Consider the following 26,465-nt stretch of genomic DNA (forward strand, 5'->3'; position numbering starts at 1 on the left):
CTCGATGTATTTACATTGGGCCCTTTTTTTAATAATTATAGTTTTCTGTAAACAGGATATTGTAAATGGTTTTTTTCATAATAAATGGAATGTTTATAGATCCAGTCCAATTGTGCCTCACTATCTTTTGCAAAGGCTGGCTCAGTGTTAATTTTTGTTTCCAATTCTGTTTTTATGCTGGGATTGTCTTTTAAAATTTGTGCTGCCAAATCTTCAAATACATATTCAGAATACCCTTCTTTTTGTTGTAAAATGGGATCAAAAAAGTTCCAATTAAAGAATGAATCGACGCCTTCCGGTTCAAGGGTTTCCAATAAATATTTCACAGCTTTTTGTTGGGTAGAGAATACATAGTCTCCTTTGGCGAAAGCCACTTTTTCCATTTTTGAAGTTATTTGAGTATTTCTATGCGGATAATGCCCCTCGTAAGCATTGTTTGAAGTCTTGTAATCTGCAATTTTATAACTTTCCACTGTTATAACGGTATCTTTTTTTAATTGCGTATAAGTACAATTGTTACTTTTTAATAGATCGATAACATTCCAATACCCCTTAGGAATTATATACCCTTCGGGAATTTTGATTTCTTTAACCGATTTGTATTCTTTTAAGTTTGGAATGTCTTTTTTATATGGTTTTGTCCTGTCATAAAATAAGCGATTGCCAGTGGTCACTTCGCTTTTTTTGTATATTGCTTCATAACCTAAAAAAGAAAAATTGGTCACTTTTGTACTGTCAACTTCCCATTGAATGGTGTATGATTTTTTAGGTAAATATTGTTCTTCATTTTTTAATCGCAATTGTTTTATTTTTTCATAATTAGTGTCAGTAAATTCAATTGTTGAGAGCATATACTCATAGGTAGCTTTTACACGGTCGACATATTTTTTCAGCATGTGTGTCTCAACCACAAAACCTATGGTATTGAATAGGGAAGTGTAGCCAGTGGTGTATCTTGGATTATCCGAAAACTGTGAGAAACCATGATCTGGTGTTTGGCCAAAAGCATTGACATACGGGGTAGTTTCGATGTTTTTTTGCTGCAAATCTTTAACCAAAGCTGGCATCATTTCGGTGTTTAGATAATCCCCTAAAACGGTACCCAATTTATTGTGTTGCGTCATAATATAGGTGAGTTTGTATTGATAATCGGATCCATTGCTTACGTGGTTGTCAATGAAAACATCGGGGTTTATTTTGTGAAAAATAGCGACAAAACTTTTGGTGTTTCGGGTATCCGATTTGATCATATCTCGATTCAAGTCATAATTTCTTGCGTTGCCGCGAAAGCCATATTCCTCTGGACCTTCTTGATTGACTCTGGTTGTCGAATTTCTATTTAGCGCTCCTCCAATATTATAAATGGGGATGGTTACTATTACAGTGTTTTTTGGGGCTTTGACTTTACCCAATGCCAAATCTCGGAACAATTGCATGGTAGCATCGATTCCGTCCGGCTCTCCGGCATGAATACCATTATTGATGAATAATACCGCTTTTTTTTTCTGAATAGCATCAAAATTGAATTTTTTATCAGGATTGAAAATAACCATGTGTAAGGGTTCCCCGCTATCTGTCAATCCCATTTCTTGCATCTGAATAGAGGGGAAATCATGTGCCAAAAGGGTGTAATATCTGATTGTTTCATTATAAGTGGCCGACCGATTTTCGTTTCCTTTTTCAAAAAAAGTGTCGTATTTATTGTTTTTTTGGGCTGCTACTGAAAAAGTCAGCAATAAGAATGAAATGATGCAAAATCTCATGGTTTGGGGTTTTAAAATATAGATCTCAAATGTAATTATTTTTAGATTGGATTATTTTAAAAATAGGTGCTTATTGATCACTTTTTATATGCTGAATAAACGGAATACGGAGTACTGATTACTGACCACTTTTTTAATTACCTTTGCAAAATGAATAAGAAACACCATTCCAATAATATACTTTTGAATTTAGGCATCGAAAGTCTAAATGAAATGCAGGAAGTAGCACAGGATACCATCCTGAATGATAATAATGTTTTACTGCTTTCTCCAACAGGTTCCGGGAAAACATTAGCCTTTTTGCTGCCTGTTTTAGAAATGTTACAACCCGAAATCCTTTCTGTCCAATGTTTAATACTGGTTCCATCACGTGAACTGGGATTGCAAATCGAACAAGTTTGGAAAAAAATGGGTACCGATTATAAAGTAAATGTTTGCTACGGTGGACATTCTATTGATACCGAAATCAAGAATTTGAGTAATCCTCCAGCTGTTTTGATAGGGACACCGGGAAGAATTGCCGATCATATCGATAGAGGAACTTTTCGTGTAGACAAAATTCAAACCTTAATTTTGGATGAGTTTGATAAATCCTTACAACTGGGTTTTCACGAGCAAATGTCTTTTATCATTGGCAAATTGACAAAACTTAACAAGCGAGTTTTGGTTTCGGCTACTTCTGATATTGAAATTCCAAGATATACTAGAGTAGTTAACCCTACGATTTTGGATTTTATCCCAACCGAAGAAGAACAAGAAAGTAACTTGGCTACGAAAATGGTGGTTTCGAAAGAAAAAGACAAACTAGGGAGTTTATTTAATCTGATTTGTTCTTTAAAATCACAGTCGGCTATTGTTTTTTGTAATCATCGGGATGCTGCAGAACGCATTAGTGATACTCTAAACGAAAAAGGAATTTATGCTACTTATTATCACGGCGGTATGGATCAAGATGAGCGTGAACGCTCGCTAATTCAGTTCCGTAACGGAAGTATGAGTTATTTAATCACTACGGATCTTGCCGCTCGTGGACTTGATATTCCCGAAATGAAGCACGTAATTCATTATCATTTGCCTTTAAAAGCAGATGAATTCACCCACAGAAATGGACGTACAGCACGTATGTTAGCATCTGGAACGGCTTATGTTATTGCTCACGAAAGTGAGAAAAAAATGGATTATCTGGATTATGGTATGGAAGTGTTGAATGTAGAAAATACAACTTCATTGCCAAAACCTCCTGATTTTCAAACTATTTACATCAGTGGTGGAAAGAAAAATAAATTGAATAAAATAGATATTGTTGGTTTCTTTTCCCAAAAAGGGAAATTGGAAAAAGGCGATCTAGGATTAATCGAAGTGAAAGATTTTATCTCCTTTGCTGCCGTAAAATTCAATAAAGTCAAAGATTTGCTTCATGCCATAAAAGATGAAAAAATGAAAGGTAAGAAGTTTAAAATTGAAGTGGCGAGAAAAGTGATTAAGAAGGAAGAAGAGTAGTCAGTATTCAGTCTCAGTTTTCAGTTTAATAAAAAGCGTTAGCAGTATTACTGCTAACGCTTTTTATTTTCTAATCAGCCGTAAAGTAGATTTTTTCAATTTCAGATGCTGAAAATTGCGACTGAAAACTGAAAACCGCCTCATTATTGCATGATATTATTTTAGTTTACAAACAAAATAAATGTTTTAATGTTGATAAATAATTAATGTAAAAAAGAAGTTGCTTTTTATTATTAGTATGTTTGCTGCTAAATACTTACCTACAAAGTATATCATTAAACCCCAAATTAATTATGAAAAAAGTTATTGCGATTGCTGTTATGTTTATTAGTTCTATTGGCTTTAGCCAAATTAAAGTTCTTGAAACTGTACCTGTTGAAAAATTAGGTAGAGTAAATAATAGTTTTTATGTTCAAAAAATTGGAGATGAGTTTACCTTTTTTTATACAACTGTTCAAAGCGAAGAAGAAGAGCCAGCTTTAAAGGCTTTTACATTCAAAAATATTGATAATGCTTATCAAAGTCTTTACGGTATTATATCAAGCGGATTTACTGCGAGTCCATTGAATGATGTAAAATTAGAATTGCCTAATAATTTTGTTTGGTTGCATTATATTGCCAACTCAGATAAAAAGACAACCGTACAATTCATGGTTTCAAACAAAGCGGCAAATTCAACTAATGTTTCTGAACCTTTATCAAAAGAACAGGTTGAGAAATTGTTTCAAAAGAGCTAGAAATTAGTGTTCAGTGTTCAGTTTTTTAGTGAGCAGTGAAAAATAAAAAAAAACGTTAGCAGTATACTATTTTACTGCTAACGTTTTTTTTGATTTAAAAGGGATTCCTGATCACTCTTTTTTCTGACCACTAACCACTTGATTACTATATTTTCTTCACGTATTGGGTGATAATTACAATTTGTTGTCCATCTACTTTTCCTTCGATGTATTCTGCATTTTCATGATCCAATCGGATGTTACGTACCGAAGTTCCTTGTTTGGCCACCATGCTAGATCCTTTCACTTTTAGATCTTTGATCAATACAACAGAATCTCCATGAGTTAAAATAACTCCGTTAACATCACGGTGTATGATTTTGTTTTCATCATCTTCTCCTTCTCCTGTGGCTTGCGCCCATGCTAGAGTATCTTCGTCAAAATACATTTGCTCCAACAATTCTTGTGGCCATCCGTTTTTACGCAAACGGCTTAACATTCTCCAAGCTACAACTTGTACAGGCGTGTGTTCGCTCCACATGCTGTCGTTCAAACATCTCCAGTGGTTCAAATCTTCATGACCTGGATTTTCTATTTGATCAATACATGTAGCACAAGCAAAGATGCTTTCGTCTAATCCACCTTTTTTGGTAGGTAATACTTGGTATTCTTTTAAGTTTTCGGTGGCAGCACATAATTCACATTGTGAACCGCTGCGTTTATTTAATTCTCTTTCGAAGCTCATTATAAGGGGTGTGTTATTTAGGTTGCGAAATTACGGCTTATTCCAGCATATTGCAAATATAAGTTTTCAGTCGCAGTCTCAGTTCTCAGGCTGTAAATTGTAAACTGAGACTGAATAATACTGACTACAGTTTATGAATTTTAACTTGAACCGCTTCCGGAACCAGCATTTGATATTCTCCATGATTTCGGATTACGTCTCTTACGATACTCGAACTGATGTAAGATGTTTTTGCGGCTGTCAATAAAAAGACAGTTTCTATTTTGGATAAGCGTCTGTTGGTGTGTGCGATGGCTTTTTCGAATTCAAAATCGGCGGGGTTGCGCAGACCTCTAAGGATAAAATCGGCTTTGATTTTATGGCACAAATCGATAGTTAGCCCTTCGTAAGTGATCACAGTAACTTTGGGTTCGTCTTTGAAGGTTTCCTCGATGAATTTTTTTCTTTCATCAAGTGTAAACATGTATTTTTTTTCGGCGTTGACTCCAATGGCAATCACAATTTCATCAAAAAGAGAAATGCCTCTATTGATGATGTCTTCGTGTCCTAAAGTTATAGGATCGAATGATCCCGGGAATATGGCTTTTTTCATTTTACTATACAGTTAACGAATAATTTGGTTTTTCGGGAATAGCCAATTCTATGGCGTTTGTAAACAAGTCTTCTAGTGAAATTCCAGCTGCTTTGGCCTGTTGTGGAATCAAACTTTCGGTGGTAAGACCAGGAATGGTGTTCATTTCAAGCATGTGCGGTTCTCCGTCTACAATGATGAATTCGCTTCTGGAGAATCCTTTCATTTTAAGTACTTCGTAGGCGCGTTTTGCAATTTCTGCTATTTTCTGGGTCATTTCATCCGAAATTCTAGCGGGTGTAATTTCTTGAGACTTGCCTTGGTATTTGGCTTCGTAATCGAAGAAATCATTTTCGGAAACAATTTCGGTGATTGGCAAAACGGTAATGGTTCCTTTATAATTGATAACTCCAACAGAAACTTCGGTACCATCAAGAAAACTTTCTATGATGATTTCGTTGTCTTCTTGGTAGGCTACTTCGATGGCGATTGGCAATTCGGCAGCAGTTTTTACTTTTGAAATTCCAAAGCTAGATCCTGCTTTGTTAGGTTTTACAAAACAAGGCAGACCTAATTTTTTTACAATTTCGTCAGTGTTGATAACATCTCCTTTGTTAAGGTAATAAGAAGTGGCTGTTTTGATTCCGTATGGTTTTAACACGGATAATAAATCACGTTTGTTGAAGGTCAATGCAGCTTGGTAATAATCGCAGGCGGTTTGTGGAATGTTTAATAATTCGAAATAGGCTTGCATCAATCCGTCTTCACCCGGTGTTCCGTGAATGGCATTGAAAACGCAATCGAAACTGATTTTTTTTCCGTCTACTTGTACCGAAAAATCATTTTTGTCAATTGGAAATTCAGCATCGTTTGCATCTACATACACCCATTTTTCTTTAAAAATATGGATGCGAAAGCCATTGTATTTTTTTTTGTCCAAAAATTGGTAAACTACGTTTCCGCTAATGAGTGAGATCTTGTATTCGCTAGAATAACCGCCCATGATGATGGCAATATTTTTCATGTCTTTTTGTTTTTGATCAGGAATTACACGTCCCGATAATTATCGGGATACACAAACTTTTTTGAAAGTGTAATTGTAATACTGTGGTTTTAATTTTTAAATTCTAATGTTGTTTTGAAAACGAATTCCCTAGCCCCGATAGCAGTGGAAATCCTTTTTATTTTTCCTTTAAAAATAAAAAGATTACAACGAATAGCGGGAAATAGCTCCTTCCTAGAATGATGCTCGGAAGGACAAATACTATTAAACAAAATTATCATTTTTTTTGAAACGAAATAGCTTTATCTTTGCGGGAAATAAAAATATTTATGAGCTTAAAAAAATATCTTACGAGTCGCGTATTTTTTGGACAAGTAGCGATTGCACTTGCAATTATTGCAGTTTTAGGTTATTTATTCATGCATTGGTTGACTTTTACGACGGATCATGGACATGAAATTGCGGTTCCGGATTTGAGAAAATTGACAGAGGAGCAAGTGGAAGATAAGCTGGACGAATTGGATTTGGATTATGAGCTGTTGGATAGTGTTGATTTTAGAGGAGATTTTCCAAAATACAGCGTGGTAGAGCAAGATCCTATACCGGGTACAAAAGTGAAAGTAGGTAGAAAAGTATATATTAAGATCAATTCTTCTGGATTTTCGTCTGTGAGAATTCCGGATTTAATTGAGAAAACGTACCGTGAGGCAGTGCCAACACTTAAGGCTTTGGGGCTTGAGGAAGGAACGATCACGTATGTTCCCAATTTAGGAAAAGACATGGTCTTGGAAATGCGTTATAAAGGAAGAAATTTAAAAGTAGGAGACAGAGTCCTGAAAGCATCCAAAATTGATTTGGTTTTAGGCGATGGAAAAGAGAGTTATCAAGAAGAAGTAGTAGTGGACAGTACGGCTGTTCCAACACAAGAAACCCCAACAGATGAACAATAATAAAGTGATATTAGAATTAGACGAAGAATTATTTGAACATTTTAGATTTGAAGTTCCCAAAGGACAAGCGACTTTGCGAATAGACAAATACTTGATGAGTTTGATTCAAAACGCCACACGTAATAAAATTCAGAACGCAGCTACGGAAGGAAATATTTTTGTGAATGATGTGCCTGTAAAATCCAATTATAAAGTTAAAGCTTTAGATGTGGTTCAGGTGATGTTATCGCATCCGCCTTTTGAGAATAGGGTAGATCCAGAGGATATTCCATTGAACATTGTCTACGAAGACGATACTTTGTTGTTGATTAACAAAGAACCTGGAATGGTAGTTCATCCAGGGCATGGAAATTACACCGGAACTTTGGTTAATGCATTGGCTTTTCATTTCGAGAATTTGCCGATGAACAGTAGCGAGCGTCCGGGCTTGGTACATAGAATCGATAAAGATACTTCGGGTTTATTGGTAATTGCCAAAACCGAAGCTGCGATGACGCATTTGGCGAAACAATTTGAAGCCAAAACATCCGAAAGAGAATATATTGCCCTTGTTTGGGGGAATGTAACCGCAGAGCAAGGAACCATAGAAGGTAACTTGGCCAGACACTTGAAAGACCGTATGCAAATGGCAGTTTTTGCTGATCCTGAAATAGGAAAGCCTGCCATAACGCACTATAAAGTTTTGGAGCGTTTTGGTTATGTAACTTTGATTTCATGCCGACTGGAAACAGGAAGAACGCACCAGATTCGTGCGCATTTGAAACATATTGGTCATCCGCTTTTTAATGATGAGCGTTATGGAGGTCACTTGATTTTGAAAGGAACTACGTTTACCAAATACAAACAGTTTATTGAAAATTGTTTCAAAGCCTTGCCGCGTCAGGCGTTACACGCTAAAACGCTTGGTTTTGTGCATCCTACTACTGGAGAAATGATGCGTTTTGATACGGAATTGCCTCAGGATTTTCTGGATTGTATCGAGAAATGGAGAGGGTATTCGAAATCTCATCTTACTGAGGAAGTAAGGGCTATATAATAAATTGTACATAAGTAACTAATATAAAAAAGGTCTAAAAACCCAATAAAATAAGGGTTTAACAACAAAAAAGGTCTAAAATTATCCAAAAATAAAAGGTACATTTATATACCGTTTAATACCATTGAACTACCATTACTATTACTGCTTTTAAACGGTTTAAACACCTAACTACTATTGCGCCGTACATATATACCCAAAAGCTCCATTTTCTTAATAAGTGGGGCTTATTTTTTGCCGTTTTATGAGCTTTTAAGTATTTTTTAAAGCTTATTAAACGGTTTCTTTTTGGCATAATCAAGAAATAATGAAAAACCGTTATTTTTTGTTTTGCTATTACAGTTGCTATTACAGTTGCTATTACAAAATACAGAAAATCTGTAAGTATATAAATCCTGTTAGTATCTTTTAAAGGATAATAAATACTATTTTTTACATTTAAGTACCCACTTAATACCCTGTTGTTATTACCATATAAAAAGGCTTACCCCAATAAAATCAATGGTTAAGCCTTATTTTTACGTGTTAAATTGTATAAAAAATTTATTTATAGCTTTATTTACCTATTTTCTCTCCTAATTTTGGTTCATTAAGAGACTCCACAGCACCTCTCTGGACACTGGCATTTATACTTTCCTCGATGTTTATTTTCTCTCTTAACTCCAAGACCTCTTTCTCTAGAGACATGACCTTTCCCCTTAGTAACTCAATTGTTTCTTTTCTCGACTCGGCTAGTTCTTTGAAGCTATCTGGCGGATTTTCTTCTTTAATATAACTATGATCTATAGATCCTTTGCCCATGAGCAACCAATCAAGAGGAATGACGAATATATCTGAAAACAGCAAAATGCTATCAATACTTATATTCATTCTTTTGTTAAGTATCTCTGAAAACTTACTCGGCTTAATATTCAGCTTAGCCGCAATCTTCGCCTTATTATATTCTTTATTACAAGAAATAATTGCGTTAACCGCTTCTATAAATCTCTGATTAATAGCTTCTTTCATATATGTGTAAAATTAAATCCATATTTTCTGTATTTTAATTTGTATAATTCAGAAAATCTGTATTGTATTTGTACCAACAATGAAACAAAGATATAAAATAATTAATCAGTTATGACAATAGAACAAATTAAAAAAAAGACACAATACGGAGACTACACGCTACTAGGTCAGGTTCTAGGACTTAACGCTCCTGCTGCCAAGATGCGGTTTTTAAGGGGGGATGAGAAAGCAAAAGAAACTCTACTCAAAATCATCGAAAACCGTGAGGAATTGATTAAAGAGTTTAAAGAAATAGACGAAACAACCGAAGACAAATTTTAGTAAAATCCCGCCACGGCTTAGCGTGGTTCCGACACCACGGCGGGAACAAATAAAACAACAACAATGTTCGAATACTATCAAAATAATATTCTTTGTGTTCAATCAAGTTGGCTTTTAGAAGCGGGAATAATTAGTATGTCAAATTATTGCCAACTAACATCCAGAGGACACTTAAAAAAACTCACAACAGGTGGCAACGGCCGCAAAGCCCTAATCCAATTCGACACCATGAGATCTGATATAAAAAGTAAAGTCATTGAACTAGCGGGAGATCCTTATGCAAAGGTTACTACTATCACATTTACTGATTATATCGAACAGGATCAAAAGGCGTATGACTTTTATAGAAACTATACTCTTGACAGCGGTGAAGCTTTACCCGAAAAGAATATCAAGGAATATTGCTGCAATGCAAATGTGGCCAATGCTATTAATACGATCGTTAACTCAAAATTAGCACAACGAAAAGCATTAGCTGGAACAAAAGTAAATATTTGGGAAAGAATTACAGAGGTAGTTTCAGATTTACCAAAACATACTTATCCGCACTCGCTTCCTGCTAACCAAAGAAGGCTAAAAGACAAGGTTAAACAGTACTTAAACGATGGTTACGGAGTATTTATACACAAATCATTTGGTTCTAAGAACGCTGAGAAAATTAACGATGAGGCCAAAGCATTCGTGCTAGCTTGCTGGACAAATCCTGTAAAACGCGTGGCTAATTACAATCAACTTCTCAAAATGTACAATCAGCAAGCTGAGGAGCAAGAATGGAAGCTTTTAAAATCGGAGCAATCTCTTATCAATTTCTTAACTGATCCTAAGATTGAACCATTATGGTGGGCTAATCGCTTTGGTGAATTGAAATTCAAAGAAAAGTTTACTATGCCATTCAAAACCGCTCTTCCATCTATGCGTGATTCACTTTGGTATTCAGACGGTACGAAAGTCAATATGTACTACCAAGATGCTAACGGTAAAATGAAAACCATCAATGTATATGAGGTAATGGATGCCTACAGCGAGGTATTTCTTGGTTATCACGTTTCAGACAATGAAGATTATGAGGCAGGTTACCAAGCTTATAAAATGGCAATCAAGACTTCGGGTCACCGTCCTTATCAAGTATCATTTGATAATGGCTCGGGTAACAAGAAGTTACACAATGGCGGTTTTTTTGATAAAATTAGTCATTTAGCTATCAAAACACAGCCGTATAACGGTAAATCTAAGACTATTGAGAGTGCATTTGGACGATTTCAAACTCAGTTTTTAGCACAAGAATGGAACTGGACAGGGCAAAATATTACAGCGACAAAGGTTTCAAGTCACCCAAATATGGAGTTCATCCTTGCAAATGTTGACAAACTGCCTACACTTACCGAGTTGATAGCCATATACATTGAAAAACGTACACTATGGAACCAGGCACCGCACCCAAAAACAGGCAAACCAAGAATTGACATGTATTTTGAAAGCATCAATCCCGATGCGCCCGAAGTGACACCGTTCCAGATGGTAGATTTCTTTTGGATAGAGCGAAACCTTCCAATTACTTGTACTTCATCGGGTGTTAGTTTCAAAGAGAAGAAAATTCAATATGAATATGTAGTGTATCAAGAGAATTCGAGAGTGATAGATCAAGACTGGCATTTGAAAAATGTAAATCAAAAATTCCACATCAAGTTTGACCCGGATGATATGAGTTTGATTTATCTCTACAAGAAAACGGCACTAGGATTAAAGTTTGTTTGTGCTGCCGAAACCAAAGTCGAGATACACAGAGGACAACAAGAACAAGAAGATTGGGAAGCTCAATATTACAGAGATCAAATCGAAGCAACCAAGCAAGCTAGAATTGGTATTCGAAATCAAGTAGAAGCCAATCTCGAAAAACATAAAATGAGTGCTGACGATTATGGTTTTAAAACACCAAACCTTAAAGGGATTAATAGCAAGAAAGTTAAAAAAGACTCGAGCCTAAAAGGGGAACTGGCGAAGCAAAAAACCGACATCGCTCAATATCAAAAGAAAGTAAGCGAGGCGGTTTTAGTTGACAACAAATATGATTATACCGATTCAATGTAAAACGGGTTGCAGCCCACATTAACCCAACCAATAAACAACAAAGTTATGACAACAGATTTCAAAAAACAAGTTCAAGAAAAACTGGCTAACTACATCGCTCAAAAAGGTAGCCAAAACAAAGCAGCTCATTCCTTAACTGGCGTTTCGTCTGCCTTGCTCTCACAAATGACAAACGATAACTGGGATCAAATATCAGAAACCATGTGGCGCAATGTTGCTTCTCAAATAGGACATAGTTCTAAAGAATGGGTTTGTGTAGAAACCACCGATTTCAAAATGATCAACTACTTTTTAGATGATGCTAAACAAAATGCCAATGTATTTGCCATGACAGGCGATGCAGGTTCTGGTAAGTCAAAGACTTTCGAACTTTACATTCAAGACAGTAAAAACTCGTACTTATTGAGTTGTGCTGAGTACTGGAATCGAAAAGAATTCTTAGTACAACTTCTTACCGCAATGGGTGTTGATTATAGCGGTTTTACAGTGGCCGAAATGATGAATGAAATTGTGAAGAAATTGAAGTCGCAACAAACCCCGCTAATCATACTAGATGAAGCCGACAAGCTACCAGATACCGTGTTGTATTTCTTTATCACATTATACAACAGATTAGAAGATCATTGCGGAATTATTCTTTGTGCAACTGATCATCTTTCTAAAAGAATCAGTAAAGGAATCAAATTGAACCGAAAAGGGTACAAAGAAATTAACTCCCGAATTGGTAGAAAGTTCATCGAATTGAAAGGTGTAAATTTTACGGATGTAACCCAAATATGCATCGCCAACGGAGTAGAAAATTCAAAAGATATAAAGGAAATATTCAATGATTCCGAAGGAGATCTAAGAAGAGTAAAACGAAAAATTCACGCAGTAAAAAACAGAGTTTAAATGGCGTTAAAGAGAGCCGTTTCGGTTGACGAAATAAGTAAAAAAAAGTTCATTGAATTAGAGTTGCCGACCGAATTTAAAAAGTTATTAGGAAAGCCAGAACGGTCGGGAATTTGGATAATATGGGGGGAATCATTTAACGGTAAAACTGGATTCTCTCTTCAACTGGCCAAAGCCTTGACACAATCAGGTAAGGTGTTCTATAACACGCTGGAGGAAGGAGCACGAAAATCAATGCAGAATGCAGTCATTAGGCAAAACATGCAGGAGGTAAAAAACCGCTTCCTCATAGGCAACCGAGAAGGTATTGATGATCTAAAGGAGCGATTGCGAAAAAAGAAATCGCCCGACATTATTTTCATTGACAGTTTGCAATACACGGGACTCACAAAAAAAGAGTACAAAATACTCAAAGAGGAGTTTCATACTAAACTGTTCATTTTCATAAGCCATGCAGATGGTAAGAACCCCGAAGGTTCTCTCGCCAAGTTTGTGAAATATGATGCTGACGTAAAAATCAGAGTCGAAGGTTACAAGGCGATGTGTTTAAGCCGTCTTGGAGGAGATAAAGAACCCTATACGATTTGGGAGCAAGGAGCCGCCCATTTTGACATTAAAATAAAATAGCCATGCAAGACTCAATAATCCAAAAATTAGACATTACCCCGCACCAATACGAAGCGTTACAAATGAGTAATTATATGGAATGGTGCGAAAGTGTAACAATCAATGACAGAGAGTTTCAAAAAGTGTTAGCCAATGCGAGTGTGTCAAAATGGTACATGATTGAATACTCAAAATGTGAAAAAGAATTTCAGCTACTCACAAAGAGATATGCAGGTTCTAGCGCAGTATCTACTGATGATTATAAAATATGCTATGCCGATTGTATTGATAAAATGCTAAGCATTCGCCCAACAGCCTTATTACAGGAAATTAAGAAAACACATGCGATTGGTTCTATGAGTGTTCAAGGCGTAAAAATTCCATCGTTAACCTTTAACCAAAACTAAATGAACTACCAACAAAAAAACAAGATAGGAACACTAGAAAAATGGTTAAAAGAGAATCCAAACCACCCTAATCGCACAACAATCGAAACCGATTTGAGAACTTTGAAAGAAGAGCAGATCGACATTCCTTTAGAGCGAGACACTTTCGATTTAAGAGAGCAAAACATTAACAACGTATGAATATAGTAAACCGCCTCGAAGACCTCTACAATATCCTACAATATTGCTCCGATCAACAGCAAGTAGGGCGCCCCGCTTGTTTCAGTACACTGGAACGCATTCTTATAAATCAGGAGCGAGGGAGTTTACTTAGTCAACTCAATCAAGAAAACCAAGAACCCGATAAAAGGCATTACAAATGCCCGCCAAAAATAGAAAGTAAAATTCGCTTTATAATTCAAAAAACAATAGACATTAATTTAATCACACAATAAAAAATGGAATCACAAACAGTAAACCTTTCAGAATTATCAAAAGAAGACAAAAAGAAACTAATGGCAGAATTGGCCGCTGAGGAAAAACAGATAAAACAAAAACTAAAATCAGACAAAGTCGCTTACAAAGAGCTATCGGTAGAGTTTTTGCTAAACAATATTGACCCATTAATCGAACGTCAAAATGATATGGAGCAATTGGTCGATACGATTTTTGAGAATTTCAATGACGTTTTAAGCCTCAAAAAAGACATCTACGGCATTGACAAACTAGACCAAGAGAGCCACACCGTTACGCATCCGGATGGTTCTTGCAGTATTACAATAGGTCACAATATCACGATCTCTTTTGATGGCACCGAAACCGCAGGAATTCAAAAAATAATGAATTACCTAACCGCATTATCAGGGGACGAAAATGACGAAAACGCGGTGAAGCTCTCTAAAGCAGTAAACCAACTCTTGAAACCTAACGTAAAAACAGGAATGTTGAACCCCTCCAAAATCATTCAGCTCAACCAAATGCGCTCCGATTTCAATTCACCCGAATTCGACGAAGGAATGGACATTATCACCGATGCCCAAAACAGAACCAAAGGCAGTACGTATGTAAGCGGTTACAAGTTTGTCCAAGTAGGCGAAAACCGAACCAAGAAAGTAGAATTTAGATTCACAGTCTAATGAGTAACCCCATAACTGTACTGCTGGCTCTATTGCTGGCAGTACTCAACGGAAAAGCCATAATTAACTATGTGTTATGGCTTCGATTTAAGATAAGAATCTATTTAAAACACCAACAGAATGAGTATAGAAATCATACCAATAATAGATCACGAGTCCTACAAGGTAAATGGCCACATGATGTATAAAGATCATAACGAAAATTGGATTTCTAGTAGTGCAATGACAGATATAGAACTCAGAATGTTTCGCAGATACAAAAAACTTGTTATCGACAATCCAGCATTCAAAAAACACACCAAAGCAACTTACAAGGGTTAGTTAATTCGGTTATCCCGAGTGAAAATGGCTTTTGCGGGTTCGAGTCCCGCCTCGGGAGCTAATTTTAAAAACAACAAAAATGAAACAAGCAATTTACAAATTAAGCTTATGCTGTGGAAGAATGGGAGATTTAGAGGGTGTTTTCTTAGCCACTAAACCACAAGTAGCCAAACTAATCAGTAGTAAAATAGAAGTTTACTTCGGTGAAGTTTTAGGGAAGCATAGCGAGATTTTTGGAGCTATTGAGAAAAAAGACTTAAAACTATTAACTGATGATCCAATAGCGGTTGAAATTGTTAAGAAATATAAGTTAACAAATGGTATAAATCCCTTTAAATATTCAAGCGTAAACTTTGAATTAGAAGGCGTTGATTTAGATGATATGACAGTTGGAGAAATTATTGATAGACTATTAATTCAGAAAAATGACAGCAACTAGATCGCCTTACCTATTCACCGGCGAAGGTTCGGCAGTCGATCATTACAACAGTCCAAAAAAGCAATTAGAAACTATTGTTACAGGTGGCAGAACCCACAGCAAAAGCAACTGGGGATTATTTGACAAAAACAACCAACAGCACAAAACAATCCTATCATTAATGCGTCAAGCACAATGGACGGTACCCAATGGCAAATGGGGCGAAGTGGCAGACATGCCAAGGTTAAGCGATTTTTTAAAAAGCGATAAATCACCAATTAATAAGCCTTTAAAAAAGATGGAACCTTATGAGGTTTCTAAAATTATAGAAGCATTTAAAGGAATTGTAAAATCAAAATATAAATAAGATGAATGAAATTATTATAAATGTTATCTGTTGCCTTTTGGCTGTAACAGTTTTTATAGTGGGTGTTTTTGTTGGAATTTATTTAGCGACAGCTCCCTTCGAAAATGAATATACAGAGTACGACGACATGTATTGCTTTGAATGCGAAATCGAAATGTCTGTAAAAGAAAAAAACGGAAAATTGTACTGTAAAAATTGCGGATTGAAACATGGAGGATTTTAGCATCACCGAAGTATGCGCCCACGACATAGCCAAGATCAAAGTAATAGCAAGCGTTGCCACCTGCGAAACAACCGTACTCGTTTGTACAGAATGTGGCGAACATTTATCAGAGCCAAAAACAGAATGTTAATATGAAAAAAATAGCCAAACTAGTTAGCAATTGTAACGAATGTCAGTATTGCTCGGAATTTGAATCCAAAAAAGATAATTACACATCTGTTTATTGTTGTGTTTACGAGACTCCAGATGGAGGAATATTGAAATCGGCTTTTCTGCTAAGATTGTCGACCTCTTCAGGCAAAGTGAATATTGATATTCCTAATGAATGTCCGCTTGAAGATTATAAAGAACCTAAAAAAACCGAATGTTAAAATGAAAATAACCTTAAAACTATCCGAAAAGCAGTTAGGTGCGTTGGTGTTCTCATTCAATGAAATTCCAAAAACACCGCCAAAAGATCGAACTACAAAAGTAGCAAAAAGCGTCCTGAGTAAAGTGGCGATAAAGTTTAAGAAAAAACAAATCGAAGTACAGGATCAATCCAACCTTTTTAACAGAGATAAAAAGTTTTCCTTTTCGCTGGAGCCTGTAGAAGCTCATTTTTTAGAACAATTTGTTTCAATTATGGATGCGTTCCCGATGTGTGATTATGATCGTAACGCACTACGCCAAATCGCCTCAACACTAAACCAACAATTAGCTTAATGCCCGTAAAAAGTAAACTCCCAAAACCAACTAAGAAAGCCGAAAGCATTTTTGAAACTGAGGCACGACTAAAAAAAGAAGCTATCGTAATAGCAAAGAATTTTGAACACATTAAACCTATAAAATACCTTTTAAAATGAAAAGTAAGAAAATTTATATTGCTGGAAAAGTAACTGGATTGCCACAAGATGAAGTCTATGCCAAATTTGCAGATTTGCAAACCGAACTTCAAAGCATTGGTTTTATAGTTGTCAACCCGCTTGAAGTGGTAAACGACTGGAATGCTACTTGGGAGGAAGCTATGAAAAAGTGTTTAAAGGCGCTCATTGATTGTGATGGCGTTTATTTTATGCCCTGCCACACTCAAAGCGTTGGTGCAATGATAGAATTGCAATTAGCCAAAAATTTAAAAATCCCTTGTGCAAATAATGTATTTAATCTAATCGACTTATGGAGCAACTCACAACCTACCGAGCCAAAGGCAAAGAAATAGGATTGATATTCCTATTTAAATACGATTTAGACGGCAATTTAAAACTATTTGAAATATCTGAAGGGGAATTGAACGGTAAGCAAATGAAATGGCTTTTTAGTGAAACTAACTTTCCTGCAAATGAAAGTATTATTAAAGCTATTTGGATGAAAGACGAAAAATACACCAAAGTATTTGAGATCAATATTTCCCCTGCCGATTTGTCTTTTGAATCGGGTTGGATAATTTACAATCACAAGCTTGCCAAACAAGATGCTGAAAAGTCATTCAAAAAGATGTCGGAAGCCGAAAAGATTAAATTTTTCCTTTCCCTTGTTCCATATGAACGCTATCTAAAAACAAGCGGAATTGCAAAATGTCACATGGCAACTTACATCAACAAACGATACTACGATAACGAATACCCCGAAGCGGTAAGCACTAAGAACTTTAACCCAATGATTGCAGAATTTGCAAAAAGCAAAACTACTAGAAGAGTATAATTTAACAATTTAAACAATGAAAAAGCGAAATTACTTTATTGTGTTTGCAGCAGGAGTCGCAATGGCTACTTCTTTATTAAGTATGAAGATGTTTGTTATTAACTACTTAATCCTATTTTGTCCATTATTTCTTTTAGGATTGGTGTATATTCTATATATCCTAATTGAAAAGCGACGATAAAGGAAATGTTTGCAATAAAGCTAATCAAAAAACTGTAAAACCAAACCCAGTGCCTCACAACAGTAAAACGCTTATTTACTTTATCATAATTTTCATAGAGTCTTTTTTCTGTATAACCACCTTCAAAGGTGATAAATTTTACCCCTTTGCCTGTTATACTATAGATTCCAAAATTATGCTCTGGTGATTTTGGATGCTTAATAAAATCAATTAAGCCATCTTCTTGAAATAATGTAATAGCAGTTTCTATTTGTATGGCAGTTGTAAAACCTACTAATTCTGCATTTTTAAAAATTTGGGAGACATGCCAAGGGCTATTGGGGGTTTTTGCAATTTCTTTTAATAAAGAGTCATAAAGTTTTGCGGTAGGTTTATCCATTATTTTTTTTTCAAAACTAATCATTTTCAACACAATCAATAAAAATAATTTTATGATACTAGGATTTAGCACACAATTAAACAGTAAGCCAACATATTTTGTAGAGAAAATTCATAAAGGTTTTAGATTACAAGAACTAAATATGAAAGCAGGTATTGACCCCGATTTACATTACCCACATGATTATAATTTTGTAGCAAAAGATAAGCTACATCATAAAATTCACACCATTCGCGAAGACAAAAAAGACCGATGGAAAACAGATGCAAAAATAGATTTCTTTATTAATTGCCGTCAAAAGAATATGTTTCGGTTTGCTCCAGTCCTGCCAGTTGTTACTGTTCAAAAAATTGAGATTAAATGGATAGGCTTTTCAGATAGTTATAGGCCTTGGGTAAAAATAGACGGGAAAAGTATTTACACACTTGACCAATTCGATTCGGATAAGATGTTACAACTCGCCCAAAACGATGGCTTCGACACTATAGAAGATTTCTTTGCTTACTTCAATAAAGATTTCACGGGTAAAATTATTCATTGGACGGATTTAAAATACTAAGTACGGAAACCCGTAACAAACAATAAAACTAACTTAATACCTTTGAAAATCATGCACGAAATATTACAAGAATACGACAACAAAATAGCCGAAATTGAAAGGCGAACAAAACGAGACAAACGCTTAACATTTATAGACCCAGCAATATATTTGGCGATTGTTGTTAATTTTGGATGGATTTATTAATATATTTGAGTTATGCTTACAGATCAGGAACAAACCAAAATAGAAAGTATTTTTATTCAGATCGAGCCAAAAATATTGCGATCAATACAATTATATAAAGAGTCCGAAATATTTAGACAAGGCATTATCGTTGGACTGCCAAGCAACAAAAGAGGCTTTTATGACACATTATATATCAATATAGAAAAAATCACGCCTTGGCAATTAAAAACGTTCGACAGACGGGTTAAAAAAGACATTCCGGGCATGGCGTTCATAGAGCAATACGATACAATAACACGGTTAGGGTTTAGAAAGTAAGGATATGAAAGGAAAGCATAACAGTTGGAAAGATGTAAAAGTAACGCTATTTGGACGCGAAATTACCAGTATCACATCCGTGGAGTTTAAACGTACTTTGGAGGAGTTGCAAGCTGATTTACAAGAAGCTGAGGAAAATGAAAATTACGAGCTTTGCGTAAAATTTAAAAATCAAATTGATAATTATGGAAAAAAACAATAAAGATTGGGAGAATTTTAGACAAGTATTTTCTATTCCTCCAACAAAAGAAAGTGATTATCGCGAAAAAAGGCTAGAGGTAATTGACAACTTCACAAAAGACTTTATTGAAAATAATGCGCAAACTGATCCTTTAACGGTTAAAGTAATTGAGTGTTTGATAACAAATGAAAATCCATATACTTTAATCGAACAATTAATTAAAATCAATCAGGATCAACAAAAGTATATATCTCAACTAATAACTAAATTGCCTTTACTTCATCATTCCAAAACAATGAAAAAACTATTACTACTCGCTTTCATACTAATAACATCATTAGTACAATCACAAGACTATAATTACTTAGCTTCTTTAAACAATGTTCCCACGGATAAAGACGCTTTGGCAATTGCTCAAGAGATAGCCTCGGCGCAACCTAAAAGCGTCCGTTTATTGAACTCTCAGGAGTTTGCGGAAGAGCATGCTTATGTAGTTCGATTTGTACCTGCAGAAATGACAAACGAGCAATACGATAAATTAGATCAATATGCTCAATCCGAGTTTTTGACAGTATCGTTCAATATTGACAATAAAGGTGAAAACACTGATCTACAGCAAAAAGGAATGAAAAACTATAGATTTAAACAGCTTTCGGGTAGTTATTTACAGATTTTTGCTGTTTGGAAAAAGTATTACTATCCAAATGCAGACCAAGAAATAACATTAAAAGACTCCAAAATCCAAAAGTTTATTGACTTTCCTAAAAAGTTAGACTTCTATATTCAAGAGGAAAATGACAGATGGGTTTTAATGAATCAGTCTAGAACTTAATTAAATGCTCAAAAACGATTAAATACCCAAAAAAACCCACTTCAAAAAAGTGGGTTTTTTTATGTAAAAAAAGTTTTTTACTTTTGTCTTATGGCAAGAGATACTGAATTACAAACCCAAAAAAAACACGAGATAGTGGCTTATTTCAATAAGTTAAGTACGGTTATGGATTTGGGTGTCAAAAAATACACTATTGCTTACTGTACAGCTGCCACGGCTCAAAAATTCTATTTACGCCCTAAAACGGTAGAAGCCTATATTTACCGTTAAACTTCAATATCTACATACAAATTACTCTGATTACCCACTGCTGGTACTTCCTCTCGAATAACTTCCATTTCCATGTGTTCAAACTTCATTAGTTCATATAGCTCTTTTGCGGAATCATCAGTCATAGTCAGCTCATAGCGCTGCACGTATAATATACCCGCCCCGCCTGTCTCTACAGGATTAAAACCTGTTCTACGCATATTACTGTAATAATTGCCAGATGTGGCGTGAAAACAACTGTTTATCTTAGTCAACAAATCAAGAAAATCTAAAGCTTTTTGTTGTTTCTTGCTTCCTTTGGAGGTGTCGGCAAAGGTTTCGTAGAATAAATAAACATCTACCTGCAGTCGCAACTCTTGTATTTTTTCTCCCTGGTCCTCTGTGGCTAAAACTCGATAGCCAAAAAACACGGCTGGAGACCGGAACGGATGCTCATCGGCCATAAACGAAACTTGCTCACTCCACAAGTCAACATGCTTGATTTCGGCAATGTTGTCACTTATTCGTTTTTCATGTTCTAGGTATAAATTTTTTAAATCCTTCATTTAAATAGTATTTTATTGGGTTTTAAATCGTCTTTCAATCATCTTTATAAACTTGGTGTCAATGTCACGGTTAAAGGTTACGGATTCGCCTATAAATTGCCTTTTGGGTATTTTTACCGTTAGGTGTGTTTTTCGGCTCAATGCAATGGCTTTATACATCGAAGCTTCGGAGGCACTTCCTGATTGTATATTTCCGCTTTTGTCGGCAATGGTATAATACTTGTACCAAAAATACTTCCTCATTTTCTTGGTTATCGGGATGTGTATTGTACCACCTTCATTATGAATTTTGGCATATTTGGAGTCCGAACCTACTACTACACGTTTGGTACTACTACTGATTAGCTTGACAGAATCCCGCAAAGCACCGCTTTTGGTCAGTATGGCACGCCCAGGATCATCATCGATGGCTCTTTCTTGCCACGGTTGTAGGGAACTATCCAAAAAGCCTTGTTTCTCGAAGTTGCCCATTACAAAATTAATCATCTCGACCTCGGCAATGGTTTGAGCATCAAGGATTAATTGTTTAGCAATTTTATCAAAATTGGGGGTTTTCTCTAACATATTGAATAATTGTGTATATTTGTACTATAATATGAGGGCGCGGATCAGTAATGATGCAAGCCCTCTCCCTTTTTTATAGAATTGCTTCTAATGTTGCATACTCTTTTTTAAGTATATTATCTCTGGTTAACTCTACCGCTTTCCCATTTCTAATAAAGAAAACCCTGTCTATATTTTTGCCTCTTGTTGCGCTAAACTTATTAGATAATTGTTTCGTAATATCTTCCAGTTTTATTTTTTTGAGGTTGTCCAAGCTGAAAACTATTGAATAATGATTTTTGCCTATTCCCATTTGAGTTTTAGCATTATCAAATCCGTTGGTTATCCCTTTTACTGAATTGATGTTTTTTAAATCGGAGTTCAAATCATTAATTTCATATTCAGGGTTTTTACGGTCTTTTATATACTCGCTATGTGCCTTTATTTTAACACTAATCCCTAATTCGTCTACTAGAATTTTGGCATATTTATGATTCATTTCAATATCATAAGGATCCGCCCAGGTTGACACTTCTACTGTTGCTTTTTTGTTAGTATGTACCACATTGTAATCAGGTGTTGAAAGCTTTAAATCTTCAAAACTTGCCTTTATTTTTTTGGCATCGGCTTCGGGAAATATGAAATAAGGATGTTCATCTTCATTAAACACCATATTACTTTTACCAACATTTCCATGAAAGCCCGGTGTTGGGTTTCCTACGGGCGTTCCCTTGGTTGGTTCTACATCCGTTTGGGTTACATAACAACGGCAATGCCATCCGTTTGGAGGATACCATTTGTCCCAAAAAGGATCATCAACAGGCTTTGTGATTTCATCAATATTCCTATGCTCATCACGTACTCGTTTATCTTTGACTGTTTTGTAGGTCAAGTTAGGATACAGTTGTTTTTGACTTTGTATTTTGTCCCATTTCTCCGCCATTGCTCCAGAGCGATTGGCGGTAACAAACTCAGTTTGCAAGTATTGAACATTATATTGCTCATTCACTTTCAAAGCTTCTTTTTTGAAGTCGGCAAAAGAGGGTTTATTACCTAAAAAGTAATTCAGTTTTGCCAGTTCTTGAAAAGTCTTTGCTCCTGCAAAACGATATAAGTTTTGATTGAGCTGCAATTTACTTTTTGCATTAGTGTCATAATTACTGGAGCTTTTACCATAACCATCTGCTAGAGCTCCTTTGACATCACCTAAAATAGTGGTCAATAAATCACTATTCAGGTCGGATGGCTTTAAAGTTCCTTCGTGTAATTGTTTGGCAACCTTTTCAATCAACTTAGTGTAATTGGTTAACTCAACAGCTTCAAAGGTGTCGTGTTCGTGATCGCACTTCTGATTGTAAAACGCTATAATTTCGTTCTGTAGAAAGCTACGGGCTGTAACTTTTGAGACTTTTTTTTTTGAGCCGATGAGTCAGGAATTGGAGGAACTTGTGTATTGTCTTGTTTTAGCCCTACAATTGGAATACCCGTTTTATCACTTATGAATTTAGTATCCACCTCAAAACCAGCAGTAGATAGTTTACCTACCATTTCCACTAATTCGGCAGCAGTCATTTCTTTGGAATCATCCCAGTCGAAAGTGTAGTTTTTCAACACAGAATAAGTCGGGCTTATCAGTTGCAAACGCCAAAGTAATTCCGAATTGATAACATCTTTAATGTCTGTTTTGTCTGCAGCATGTCGATCGTCGGATACATCTTGCATCACTTTCAAAGATCCATAAGTTCCTTTTGCATTAGCATCGGTAGTTCCGTCTTGACCTAGTATTCTTTTGGTCATTTCGGAATTCATACGGTCAATCAATTTATCGAATATCTCATAAGAGCTCGCACCTGACGAATTCATTACTTCAATTTTCTCATTGCCTTTCAATACCGCCCAATGGTTACTTACCATATTGGCCATCATATCGGCTAGTTCGTTCTCACGGCTTTCGCTATAACTATCCGTAGTTACCCAACGTGGAGGGATACCGTATTTTTCTACGAATTCCGCCCACGAAGCTTTGGCAAACTTCTTTGTCAAAGCATCGGGTGCAACATCTTTTAGTATTCCTAAATCCTTGTTTTTACCTATTTGGATATAATAGGGTTTCAAAGGATCCTCTTTGTAAGAGTATCCTTTTTCGTCCCCGTTTTCTTTTACAATAAGTCCTTTGTCCGGAATAAGATTCTCCTGTTCTATGAAGTTCACGTTTGCCAACTCCATAGTTTCGGGATTCAAGTCCCAAAGCTCTACAACGGTTGTACCTCTAAACTTCGCCATGATGGCGTGATAGATAAAAGAGTTAAACCAAGGTTGTTCGAATAGCTTGTTTATTTCGGGGTTGGATTTACCCGAAGCATCCACGAGTTTGAACTTAGATTGTTTTATTTTTAAGACACGGCTTTCAATAACTGACGCTAAATGACTATCTAATAAAATGCTATCGCAAAGCTCTATGTAGGGCTTACGGTTGGCATTTTCGGCAAGTTGTGCCAATGTCAAAGCATCCTTCCATTTCTTGATGGTCTGAACGGATAACGTTTTGCTCTTTGGCAATATAATATTAGACGGTCTAGTGTCGTAGGTTCTACCTACTTTTGCTCCTTGTGCCATAATTAATAATAGTATTCGTCATTTTTGTTATTGCCCCATTTTACTTCTTTGCGACTGGTTTCCAGTACAGGAAATGCAGGCGTTTCTTTACCATCCTTCACATCCTTTAACCATTGCATTGCCCATTTGTATTCCTCACTAAAAGTGGAAGGAATTTTGCGGGCTTTGTTTCGCTTCACAATACAATAGTTGATTAAAGCGCAAAGCACTTTTTTTATCAATGGTTTGTCCTCGTAATTTTCGATGCTGAATATTTTAGTGACATCGTAGCGGTCTCTTAACTTGCCTTTCATTAAAGCGATGTTTTCCGATTCTACTGTTTCGAGTATGTCTAAATCATCTTCGATGCTATCGTCTAGGTAATCCTCAAATATTTGAGCGATTAAGTCTTTTTTTTCTAAAAAATATAGTGCCATTAGTATACGTGTTTGCGTTCAACTCTTCCTGCCATTGGTCGTCCGGGTGGCTTTGGTGGAATCCATTTTGATAAAAATGTGATACATTGCTCATCTGCATCAGGGGCATCATCATGACCAGTGTAACCGGGTTCAATACCTAGCAATAGCGCATTACCAACTATCGTATCGTTATGTGATTTCATTTTTTCGTTATACCAAACCCTGTTATTTTGATAAAAACTGTACTGCGAAATAATCCTACTTTCTTTTTTGCCTTTGGGAATGTTTACCTGCGTGAGTCTTAAATCAATACTTTTTTCCTCTTCTACTTTTTCAATGACTTCTTTTACGGCATCATTCCAAAATTGAGATTCAAACCTCCAAAGTATTTTAGCACTATCAGGTAGCCATTTTTGATAATCCGCCATAAATTCAACGGCTGGTTTCATTTTTGATTTTTTCACATAACCTGTTATGTAATAAAATTGCTTGTCTTTTAACCCCCAAATACGAATCGCATTATAATCCGCTTTGGGCGTGCCTGCGTAAGCTATATCCCAATGGCCAACGATACACTCAAAGTGATCTATTCTAGGTAATGCAGTCCATTGTATGTCTTCGGGTTTCCAATATTTACCCTCAACGTGGGGTTCTTGGTTATACTCGGATAGAGCAGCTAAAATGTCATCGTCTTCAATCTCTTTATAGTAGTTCTTACCATACTTTTGATACCATCTCGGTTTATAGGTTATTGGATCATAGGCTTTGATATGATGAACTTTCCACTTTGGGTGTCTTGACTGTAACTTCTTTTGAATCATTATAGGGGCAAAAGCATTGTTCGCTTGCATAAATCTTCTAGTAGCGCCGTCCATTGTTGGAATTAACGAGCGTTCAATCCAAGTAACTAGAGTGTCTTGATTCTTTTCATTACTAATCGTTTCCTTACTTTCAATGTCATCAACAACAATATAGTTGGGACGCAATGGGCCTACTCTTAAACCTCTACAGTTTTGTCCAATCCCTAAAGATTGACCAATGAAATTCCCGTCTTTAGTTTGCCATAACTTTTCATCCCAACCACCAAACTTTTTTTGTTCTCCAAAATCGGCAATGATTTGAGTGTTATTCTCAAATTCAAGTCGTAAATCTTCCAGAAGTTGTGTTGCTTTAGTTTGATTAGTCCCAATGATAACTAAATAGATTTTTTCGTCATTTAACCAAAGCCAATAAGGCACAAGAATGTTGCAAACAACAGATTTAGCCAGTCCACGTCCCCATTCACAAAAGCCTCTGAAATTTTTATCTTTCATAATCATTTTTGCGTATTCTATATGGAAATCGGGAGTTTCAAACGTAGCATAATGCGGAAAGTACCTTTGAACCATAAAAGGAAAATCTTTCTTTGCCCTTTCTATAGCGGCTTTTCTTTCCTCTTTAGATTCGTTTGGGTTTGATTTACCCTCAGATGCACGAATGAGTTTAATCTTCGCGAGTATTCTTTCTTTAGCTATTTTGTCAGCTACTTTCATTAATCTAGGTTAACTATTTTCTTAGCCGTTAAATGATTGATTTTATTAGTATTGAAATCATAGAATAAATTAGTAATCACTTTTACACGATACTTTTTGTATTCAATTTTTTTCTCCTCAATAATTTGGCCTACCTGAAAGCCACATCCTTTTCTTAGTAAGTATGCGCCTATTTGTAATTGCCATTCTTTCGTATTTGCTCTATTAAGCAATA

General features: G+C 35.8%; 39 protein-coding genes. 26 read left to right on the plus strand and 13 right to left on the minus strand.

Annotated elements, in window-relative coordinates; genetic code table 11:
- Positions 1-35: 35 nt before the first annotated feature.
- Positions 36-1,763, minus strand: coding sequence for a M14 family metallopeptidase (locus DB891_RS03610; protein ID WP_116760680.1), 1,728 nt, complete (start codon positions 1,761-1,763; stop codon positions 36-38).
- A 150-nt stretch (positions 1,764-1,913) separates the two neighbouring features.
- Between DB891_RS03610 and DB891_RS03615 the strand changes: the two genes are divergently transcribed.
- Both DB891_RS03615 and DB891_RS03620 read left to right on the plus strand, forming a co-directional pair.
- Positions 1,914-3,263 (plus strand): DEAD/DEAH box helicase, encoded by a 1,350-nt coding sequence (locus DB891_RS03615; protein WP_116760682.1) that lies wholly within the window; start codon positions 1,914-1,916, stop codon positions 3,261-3,263.
- A gap of 293 nt (positions 3,264-3,556) precedes the next feature.
- Positions 3,557-4,000 (plus strand): hypothetical protein, encoded by a 444-nt coding sequence (locus DB891_RS03620; RefSeq protein ID WP_116760684.1) that lies wholly within the window; start codon positions 3,557-3,559, stop codon positions 3,998-4,000.
- A 145-nt stretch (positions 4,001-4,145) separates the two neighbouring features.
- On the opposite strand, the gene DB891_RS03625 is transcribed toward DB891_RS03620, so the two are convergent.
- The 3 genes from DB891_RS03625 to DB891_RS03635 all read right to left on the minus strand — a co-directional run bounded on the left by DB891_RS03625 (position 4,146) and on the right by DB891_RS03635 (position 6,319).
- A complete protein-coding gene (locus DB891_RS03625; RefSeq protein WP_116760686.1) occupies positions 4,146-4,724 on the minus strand; it encodes a PhnA domain-containing protein in 579 nt (192 codons plus the stop codon).
- Positions 4,725-4,848: 124 nt separating this feature from the next.
- On the minus strand, positions 4,849-5,316 hold the full coding sequence (gene coaD, locus DB891_RS03630; protein WP_116760688.1) for a pantetheine-phosphate adenylyltransferase: 468 nt from the start codon (positions 5,314-5,316) through the stop codon (positions 4,849-4,851).
- A 4-nt stretch (positions 5,317-5,320) separates the two neighbouring features.
- Positions 5,321-6,319, minus strand: a complete 999-nt coding sequence (locus DB891_RS03635) for a D-alanine--D-alanine ligase (RefSeq protein WP_116760690.1) — start codon at positions 6,317-6,319, stop codon at positions 5,321-5,323.
- A gap of 308 nt (positions 6,320-6,627) precedes the next feature.
- Here DB891_RS03635 and DB891_RS03640 point away from each other — a divergent pair, with 308 nt between their 5' ends.
- Positions 6,628-7,248 (plus strand): PASTA domain-containing protein, encoded by a 621-nt coding sequence (locus tag DB891_RS03640; RefSeq protein WP_116760692.1) that lies wholly within the window; start codon positions 6,628-6,630, stop codon positions 7,246-7,248.
- On the plus strand, positions 7,238-8,284 hold the full coding sequence (locus DB891_RS03645) for an RluA family pseudouridine synthase (RefSeq protein WP_116760694.1): 1,047 nt from the start codon (positions 7,238-7,240) through the stop codon (positions 8,282-8,284). The genes DB891_RS03640 and DB891_RS03645 overlap by 11 nt, the downstream gene beginning before the upstream one ends.
- A 555-nt stretch (positions 8,285-8,839) precedes the next feature.
- Here DB891_RS03645 and DB891_RS03650 read toward each other — a convergent pair.
- Entirely contained in the window at positions 8,840-9,292 is a 453-nt protein-coding gene (locus tag DB891_RS03650) for a hypothetical protein (protein ID WP_116760696.1), read from the minus strand.
- A 111-nt stretch (positions 9,293-9,403) separates the two neighbouring features.
- Between DB891_RS03650 and DB891_RS03655 the strand changes: the two genes are divergently transcribed.
- The 16 genes from DB891_RS03655 (at position 9,404) to DB891_RS03730 (ending at position 17,729) form a co-directional block, all read left to right on the plus strand.
- A complete protein-coding gene (locus DB891_RS03655) occupies positions 9,404-9,613 on the plus strand; it encodes a hypothetical protein (RefSeq protein WP_116760698.1) in 210 nt (69 codons plus the stop codon).
- A 63-nt stretch (positions 9,614-9,676) separates the two neighbouring features.
- A complete protein-coding gene (locus DB891_RS03660; protein ID WP_124019481.1) occupies positions 9,677-11,701 on the plus strand; it encodes a kinase in 2,025 nt (674 codons plus the stop codon).
- 45 nt (positions 11,702-11,746) lie between these two features.
- The gene (locus tag DB891_RS03665; protein WP_116760702.1) at positions 11,747-12,592 is read left to right on the plus strand and encodes an AAA family ATPase; all 846 of its coding nucleotides are present in this window, start codon (positions 11,747-11,749) and stop codon (positions 12,590-12,592) included.
- On the plus strand, positions 12,593-13,219 hold the full coding sequence (locus DB891_RS03670) for a hypothetical protein (protein WP_116760704.1): 627 nt from the start codon (positions 12,593-12,595) through the stop codon (positions 13,217-13,219).
- 2 nt (positions 13,220-13,221) lie between these two features.
- The gene (locus tag DB891_RS03675; RefSeq protein ID WP_116760706.1) at positions 13,222-13,605 is read left to right on the plus strand and encodes a hypothetical protein; all 384 of its coding nucleotides are present in this window, start codon (positions 13,222-13,224) and stop codon (positions 13,603-13,605) included.
- Positions 13,606-13,785 (plus strand): hypothetical protein, encoded by a 180-nt coding sequence (locus DB891_RS03680; protein WP_116760708.1) that lies wholly within the window; start codon positions 13,606-13,608, stop codon positions 13,783-13,785.
- Entirely contained in the window at positions 13,782-14,039 is a 258-nt protein-coding gene (locus tag DB891_RS03685; RefSeq protein ID WP_116760710.1) for a hypothetical protein, read from the plus strand. Before DB891_RS03680 ends, DB891_RS03685 begins: the two co-directional genes overlap by 4 nt.
- 3 nt (positions 14,040-14,042) lie before the next feature.
- The gene (locus DB891_RS03690) at positions 14,043-14,720 is read left to right on the plus strand and encodes a DUF3164 family protein (protein WP_116760712.1); all 678 of its coding nucleotides are present in this window, start codon (positions 14,043-14,045) and stop codon (positions 14,718-14,720) included.
- A gap of 120 nt (positions 14,721-14,840) precedes the next feature.
- Positions 14,841-15,041 (plus strand): hypothetical protein, encoded by a 201-nt coding sequence (locus DB891_RS03695; protein ID WP_116760714.1) that lies wholly within the window; start codon positions 14,841-14,843, stop codon positions 15,039-15,041.
- Positions 15,042-15,120: 79 nt separating this feature from the next.
- Entirely contained in the window at positions 15,121-15,480 is a 360-nt protein-coding gene (locus DB891_RS03700; RefSeq protein ID WP_116760716.1) for a hypothetical protein, read from the plus strand.
- Positions 15,467-15,826 carry a hypothetical protein gene (locus DB891_RS03705; RefSeq protein WP_116760717.1) on the plus strand — a complete coding sequence of 120 codons (360 nt, stop codon included), beginning with the start codon at positions 15,467-15,469 and terminating at the stop codon, positions 15,824-15,826. Before DB891_RS03700 ends, DB891_RS03705 begins: the two co-directional genes overlap by 14 nt.
- A gap of 1 nt (position 15,827) precedes the next feature.
- Complete coding sequence (locus tag DB891_RS03710) at positions 15,828-16,049, plus strand: hypothetical protein (RefSeq protein ID WP_116760719.1); 222 nt, start codon at positions 15,828-15,830, stop codon at positions 16,047-16,049.
- Between the two features lie 131 nt (positions 16,050-16,180).
- Entirely contained in the window at positions 16,181-16,420 is a 240-nt protein-coding gene (locus DB891_RS03715; RefSeq protein ID WP_116760721.1) for a hypothetical protein, read from the plus strand.
- A 1-nt stretch (position 16,421) separates the two neighbouring features.
- Positions 16,422-16,754, plus strand: coding sequence for a hypothetical protein (locus DB891_RS03720; protein WP_116760723.1), 333 nt, complete (start codon positions 16,422-16,424; stop codon positions 16,752-16,754).
- Positions 16,755-16,890: 136 nt separating this feature from the next.
- Positions 16,891-17,247 (plus strand): DUF4406 domain-containing protein, encoded by a 357-nt coding sequence (locus DB891_RS03725; RefSeq protein ID WP_116760725.1) that lies wholly within the window; start codon positions 16,891-16,893, stop codon positions 17,245-17,247.
- Entirely contained in the window at positions 17,205-17,729 is a 525-nt protein-coding gene (locus DB891_RS03730; protein WP_116760727.1) for a hypothetical protein, read from the plus strand. The genes DB891_RS03725 and DB891_RS03730 overlap by 43 nt, the downstream gene beginning before the upstream one ends.
- Positions 17,730-17,827: 98 nt before the next feature.
- Here DB891_RS03730 and DB891_RS03735 read toward each other — a convergent pair whose 3' ends face one another.
- The gene (locus tag DB891_RS03735) at positions 17,828-18,289 is read right to left on the minus strand and encodes a hypothetical protein (protein WP_124019482.1); all 462 of its coding nucleotides are present in this window, start codon (positions 18,287-18,289) and stop codon (positions 17,828-17,830) included.
- Between the two features lie 52 nt (positions 18,290-18,341).
- Between DB891_RS03735 and DB891_RS03740 the strand changes: the two genes are divergently transcribed.
- The 6 genes from DB891_RS03740 (at position 18,342) to DB891_RS03760 (ending at position 20,617) form a co-directional block, all read left to right on the plus strand.
- Complete coding sequence (locus DB891_RS03740) at positions 18,342-18,848, plus strand: hypothetical protein (RefSeq protein ID WP_116760731.1); 507 nt, start codon at positions 18,342-18,344, stop codon at positions 18,846-18,848.
- Positions 18,849-18,899: 51 nt separating this feature from the next.
- The gene (locus tag DB891_RS17865) at positions 18,900-19,034 is read left to right on the plus strand and encodes a hypothetical protein (protein ID WP_262497823.1); all 135 of its coding nucleotides are present in this window, start codon (positions 18,900-18,902) and stop codon (positions 19,032-19,034) included.
- 12 nt (positions 19,035-19,046) lie between these two features.
- Entirely contained in the window at positions 19,047-19,334 is a 288-nt protein-coding gene (locus DB891_RS03745) for a hypothetical protein (RefSeq protein WP_116760733.1), read from the plus strand.
- Between the two features lie 4 nt (positions 19,335-19,338).
- On the plus strand, positions 19,339-19,536 hold the full coding sequence (locus DB891_RS03750; RefSeq protein WP_116760735.1) for a hypothetical protein: 198 nt from the start codon (positions 19,339-19,341) through the stop codon (positions 19,534-19,536).
- The gene (locus DB891_RS03755; RefSeq protein ID WP_116760737.1) at positions 19,520-20,347 is read left to right on the plus strand and encodes a hypothetical protein; all 828 of its coding nucleotides are present in this window, start codon (positions 19,520-19,522) and stop codon (positions 20,345-20,347) included. Before DB891_RS03750 ends, DB891_RS03755 begins: the two co-directional genes overlap by 17 nt.
- 90 nt (positions 20,348-20,437) lie before the next feature.
- The gene (locus DB891_RS03760; RefSeq protein WP_116760738.1) at positions 20,438-20,617 is read left to right on the plus strand and encodes a hypothetical protein; all 180 of its coding nucleotides are present in this window, start codon (positions 20,438-20,440) and stop codon (positions 20,615-20,617) included.
- On the opposite strand, the gene DB891_RS03765 is transcribed toward DB891_RS03760, so the two are convergent.
- The 7 genes from DB891_RS03765 to DB891_RS03795 form a co-directional block, all read right to left on the minus strand.
- The gene (locus tag DB891_RS03765; RefSeq protein ID WP_116760740.1) at positions 20,614-21,162 is read right to left on the minus strand and encodes a hypothetical protein; all 549 of its coding nucleotides are present in this window, start codon (positions 21,160-21,162) and stop codon (positions 20,614-20,616) included. The genes DB891_RS03760 and DB891_RS03765 overlap by 4 nt on opposite strands.
- Positions 21,163-21,174: 12 nt before the next feature.
- Positions 21,175-21,726 carry a phage virion morphogenesis protein gene (locus DB891_RS03770; protein ID WP_116760742.1) on the minus strand — a complete coding sequence of 184 codons (552 nt, stop codon included), beginning with the start codon at positions 21,724-21,726 and terminating at the stop codon, positions 21,175-21,177.
- A 73-nt stretch (positions 21,727-21,799) separates the two neighbouring features.
- Positions 21,800-22,996: a phage head morphogenesis protein gene (locus DB891_RS03775; protein ID WP_189337090.1), complete on the minus strand. Its 1,197-nt coding sequence runs from the start codon at positions 22,994-22,996 to the stop codon at positions 21,800-21,802.
- A 71-nt stretch (positions 22,997-23,067) separates the two neighbouring features.
- Positions 23,068-24,321 (minus strand): phage portal protein family protein, encoded by a 1,254-nt coding sequence (locus DB891_RS03780; RefSeq protein WP_116760746.1) that lies wholly within the window; start codon positions 24,319-24,321, stop codon positions 23,068-23,070.
- Positions 24,322-24,323: 2 nt separating this feature from the next.
- Complete coding sequence (locus tag DB891_RS03785; RefSeq protein WP_116760748.1) at positions 24,324-24,737, minus strand: phage protein Gp36 family protein; 414 nt, start codon at positions 24,735-24,737, stop codon at positions 24,324-24,326.
- A complete protein-coding gene (locus DB891_RS03790) occupies positions 24,737-26,251 on the minus strand; it encodes a hypothetical protein (RefSeq protein ID WP_116760750.1) in 1,515 nt (504 codons plus the stop codon). Before DB891_RS03790 ends, DB891_RS03785 begins: the two co-directional genes overlap by 1 nt.
- On the minus strand, positions 26,251-26,463 hold the full coding sequence (locus tag DB891_RS03795) for a hypothetical protein (protein WP_223256042.1): 213 nt from the start codon (positions 26,461-26,463) through the stop codon (positions 26,251-26,253). Before DB891_RS03795 ends, DB891_RS03790 begins: the two co-directional genes overlap by 1 nt.
- Positions 26,464-26,465: the final 2 nt, after the last annotated feature.

It is taken from the genome of Flavobacterium laiguense (genome assembly GCF_003097655.1).
Taxonomy (GTDB): Bacteria; Bacteroidota; Bacteroidia; order Flavobacteriales; family Flavobacteriaceae; genus Flavobacterium; species Flavobacterium laiguense.

Excerpts from the sequence above, each read along its gene's own strand:
- DB891_RS03735 (WP_124019482.1), bottom strand. The coding sequence starts at position 18,289 with ATGGATAAACCTACCGCAAAACTTTATGACTCTTTATTAAAAGAAATT.
- DB891_RS03640 (WP_116760692.1), top strand. The coding sequence starts at position 6,628 with ATGAGCTTAAAAAAATATCTTACGAGTCGCGTATTTTTTGGACAAGTA.
- DB891_RS03690 (WP_116760712.1), top strand. The coding sequence starts at position 14,043 with ATGGAATCACAAACAGTAAACCTTTCAGAATTATCAAAAGAAGACAAA.
- DB891_RS03730 (WP_116760727.1), top strand. The coding sequence starts at position 17,205 with ATGGAGCAACTCACAACCTACCGAGCCAAAGGCAAAGAAATAGGATTG.
- DB891_RS03715 (WP_116760721.1), top strand. The coding sequence starts at position 16,181 with ATGAAAAAAATAGCCAAACTAGTTAGCAATTGTAACGAATGTCAGTAT.
- DB891_RS17865 (WP_262497823.1), top strand. The coding sequence starts at position 18,900 with ATGCACGAAATATTACAAGAATACGACAACAAAATAGCCGAAATTGAA.
- DB891_RS03675 (WP_116760706.1), top strand. The coding sequence starts at position 13,222 with ATGCAAGACTCAATAATCCAAAAATTAGACATTACCCCGCACCAATAC.
- DB891_RS03725 (WP_116760725.1), top strand. The coding sequence starts at position 16,891 with ATGAAAAGTAAGAAAATTTATATTGCTGGAAAAGTAACTGGATTGCCA.
- DB891_RS03650 (WP_116760696.1), bottom strand. The coding sequence starts at position 9,292 with ATGAAAGAAGCTATTAATCAGAGATTTATAGAAGCGGTTAACGCAATT.
- DB891_RS03740 (WP_116760731.1), top strand. The coding sequence starts at position 18,342 with ATGATACTAGGATTTAGCACACAATTAAACAGTAAGCCAACATATTTT.
- DB891_RS03780 (WP_116760746.1), bottom strand. The coding sequence starts at position 24,321 with ATGGCACAAGGAGCAAAAGTAGGTAGAACCTACGACACTAGACCGTCT.
- DB891_RS03695 (WP_116760714.1), top strand. The coding sequence starts at position 14,841 with ATGAGTATAGAAATCATACCAATAATAGATCACGAGTCCTACAAGGTA.
- DB891_RS03660 (WP_124019481.1), top strand. The coding sequence starts at position 9,677 with ATGTTCGAATACTATCAAAATAATATTCTTTGTGTTCAATCAAGTTGG.
- DB891_RS03710 (WP_116760719.1), top strand. The coding sequence starts at position 15,828 with ATGAATGAAATTATTATAAATGTTATCTGTTGCCTTTTGGCTGTAACA.
- DB891_RS03720 (WP_116760723.1), top strand. The coding sequence starts at position 16,422 with ATGAAAATAACCTTAAAACTATCCGAAAAGCAGTTAGGTGCGTTGGTG.
- DB891_RS03685 (WP_116760710.1), top strand. The coding sequence starts at position 13,782 with ATGAATATAGTAAACCGCCTCGAAGACCTCTACAATATCCTACAATAT.
- DB891_RS03700 (WP_116760716.1), top strand. The coding sequence starts at position 15,121 with ATGAAACAAGCAATTTACAAATTAAGCTTATGCTGTGGAAGAATGGGA.
- coaD (WP_116760688.1), bottom strand. The coding sequence starts at position 5,316 with ATGAAAAAAGCCATATTCCCGGGATCATTCGATCCTATAACTTTAGGA.
- DB891_RS03760 (WP_116760738.1), top strand. The coding sequence starts at position 20,438 with ATGGCAAGAGATACTGAATTACAAACCCAAAAAAAACACGAGATAGTG.
- DB891_RS03750 (WP_116760735.1), top strand. The coding sequence starts at position 19,339 with ATGAAAGGAAAGCATAACAGTTGGAAAGATGTAAAAGTAACGCTATTT.
- DB891_RS03790 (WP_116760750.1), bottom strand. The coding sequence starts at position 26,251 with ATGAAAGTAGCTGACAAAATAGCTAAAGAAAGAATACTCGCGAAGATT.
- DB891_RS03770 (WP_116760742.1), bottom strand. The coding sequence starts at position 21,726 with ATGTTAGAGAAAACCCCCAATTTTGATAAAATTGCTAAACAATTAATC.
- DB891_RS03635 (WP_116760690.1), bottom strand. The coding sequence starts at position 6,319 with ATGAAAAATATTGCCATCATCATGGGCGGTTATTCTAGCGAATACAAG.
- DB891_RS03610 (WP_116760680.1), bottom strand. The coding sequence starts at position 1,763 with ATGAGATTTTGCATCATTTCATTCTTATTGCTGACTTTTTCAGTAGCA.
- DB891_RS03655 (WP_116760698.1), top strand. The coding sequence starts at position 9,404 with ATGACAATAGAACAAATTAAAAAAAAGACACAATACGGAGACTACACG.
- DB891_RS03785 (WP_116760748.1), bottom strand. The coding sequence starts at position 24,737 with ATGGCACTATATTTTTTAGAAAAAAAAGACTTAATCGCTCAAATATTT.
- DB891_RS03615 (WP_116760682.1), top strand. The coding sequence starts at position 1,914 with ATGAATAAGAAACACCATTCCAATAATATACTTTTGAATTTAGGCATC.
- DB891_RS03625 (WP_116760686.1), bottom strand. The coding sequence starts at position 4,724 with ATGAGCTTCGAAAGAGAATTAAATAAACGCAGCGGTTCACAATGTGAA.
- DB891_RS03745 (WP_116760733.1), top strand. The coding sequence starts at position 19,047 with ATGCTTACAGATCAGGAACAAACCAAAATAGAAAGTATTTTTATTCAG.
- DB891_RS03765 (WP_116760740.1), bottom strand. The coding sequence starts at position 21,162 with ATGAAGGATTTAAAAAATTTATACCTAGAACATGAAAAACGAATAAGT.
- DB891_RS03645 (WP_116760694.1), top strand. The coding sequence starts at position 7,238 with ATGAACAATAATAAAGTGATATTAGAATTAGACGAAGAATTATTTGAA.
- DB891_RS03705 (WP_116760717.1), top strand. The coding sequence starts at position 15,467 with ATGACAGCAACTAGATCGCCTTACCTATTCACCGGCGAAGGTTCGGCA.
- DB891_RS03665 (WP_116760702.1), top strand. The coding sequence starts at position 11,747 with ATGACAACAGATTTCAAAAAACAAGTTCAAGAAAAACTGGCTAACTAC.
- DB891_RS03620 (WP_116760684.1), top strand. The coding sequence starts at position 3,557 with ATGAAAAAAGTTATTGCGATTGCTGTTATGTTTATTAGTTCTATTGGC.
- DB891_RS03680 (WP_116760708.1), top strand. The coding sequence starts at position 13,606 with ATGAACTACCAACAAAAAAACAAGATAGGAACACTAGAAAAATGGTTA.
- DB891_RS03755 (WP_116760737.1), top strand. The coding sequence starts at position 19,520 with ATGGAAAAAAACAATAAAGATTGGGAGAATTTTAGACAAGTATTTTCT.
- DB891_RS03670 (WP_116760704.1), top strand. The coding sequence starts at position 12,593 with ATGGCGTTAAAGAGAGCCGTTTCGGTTGACGAAATAAGTAAAAAAAAG.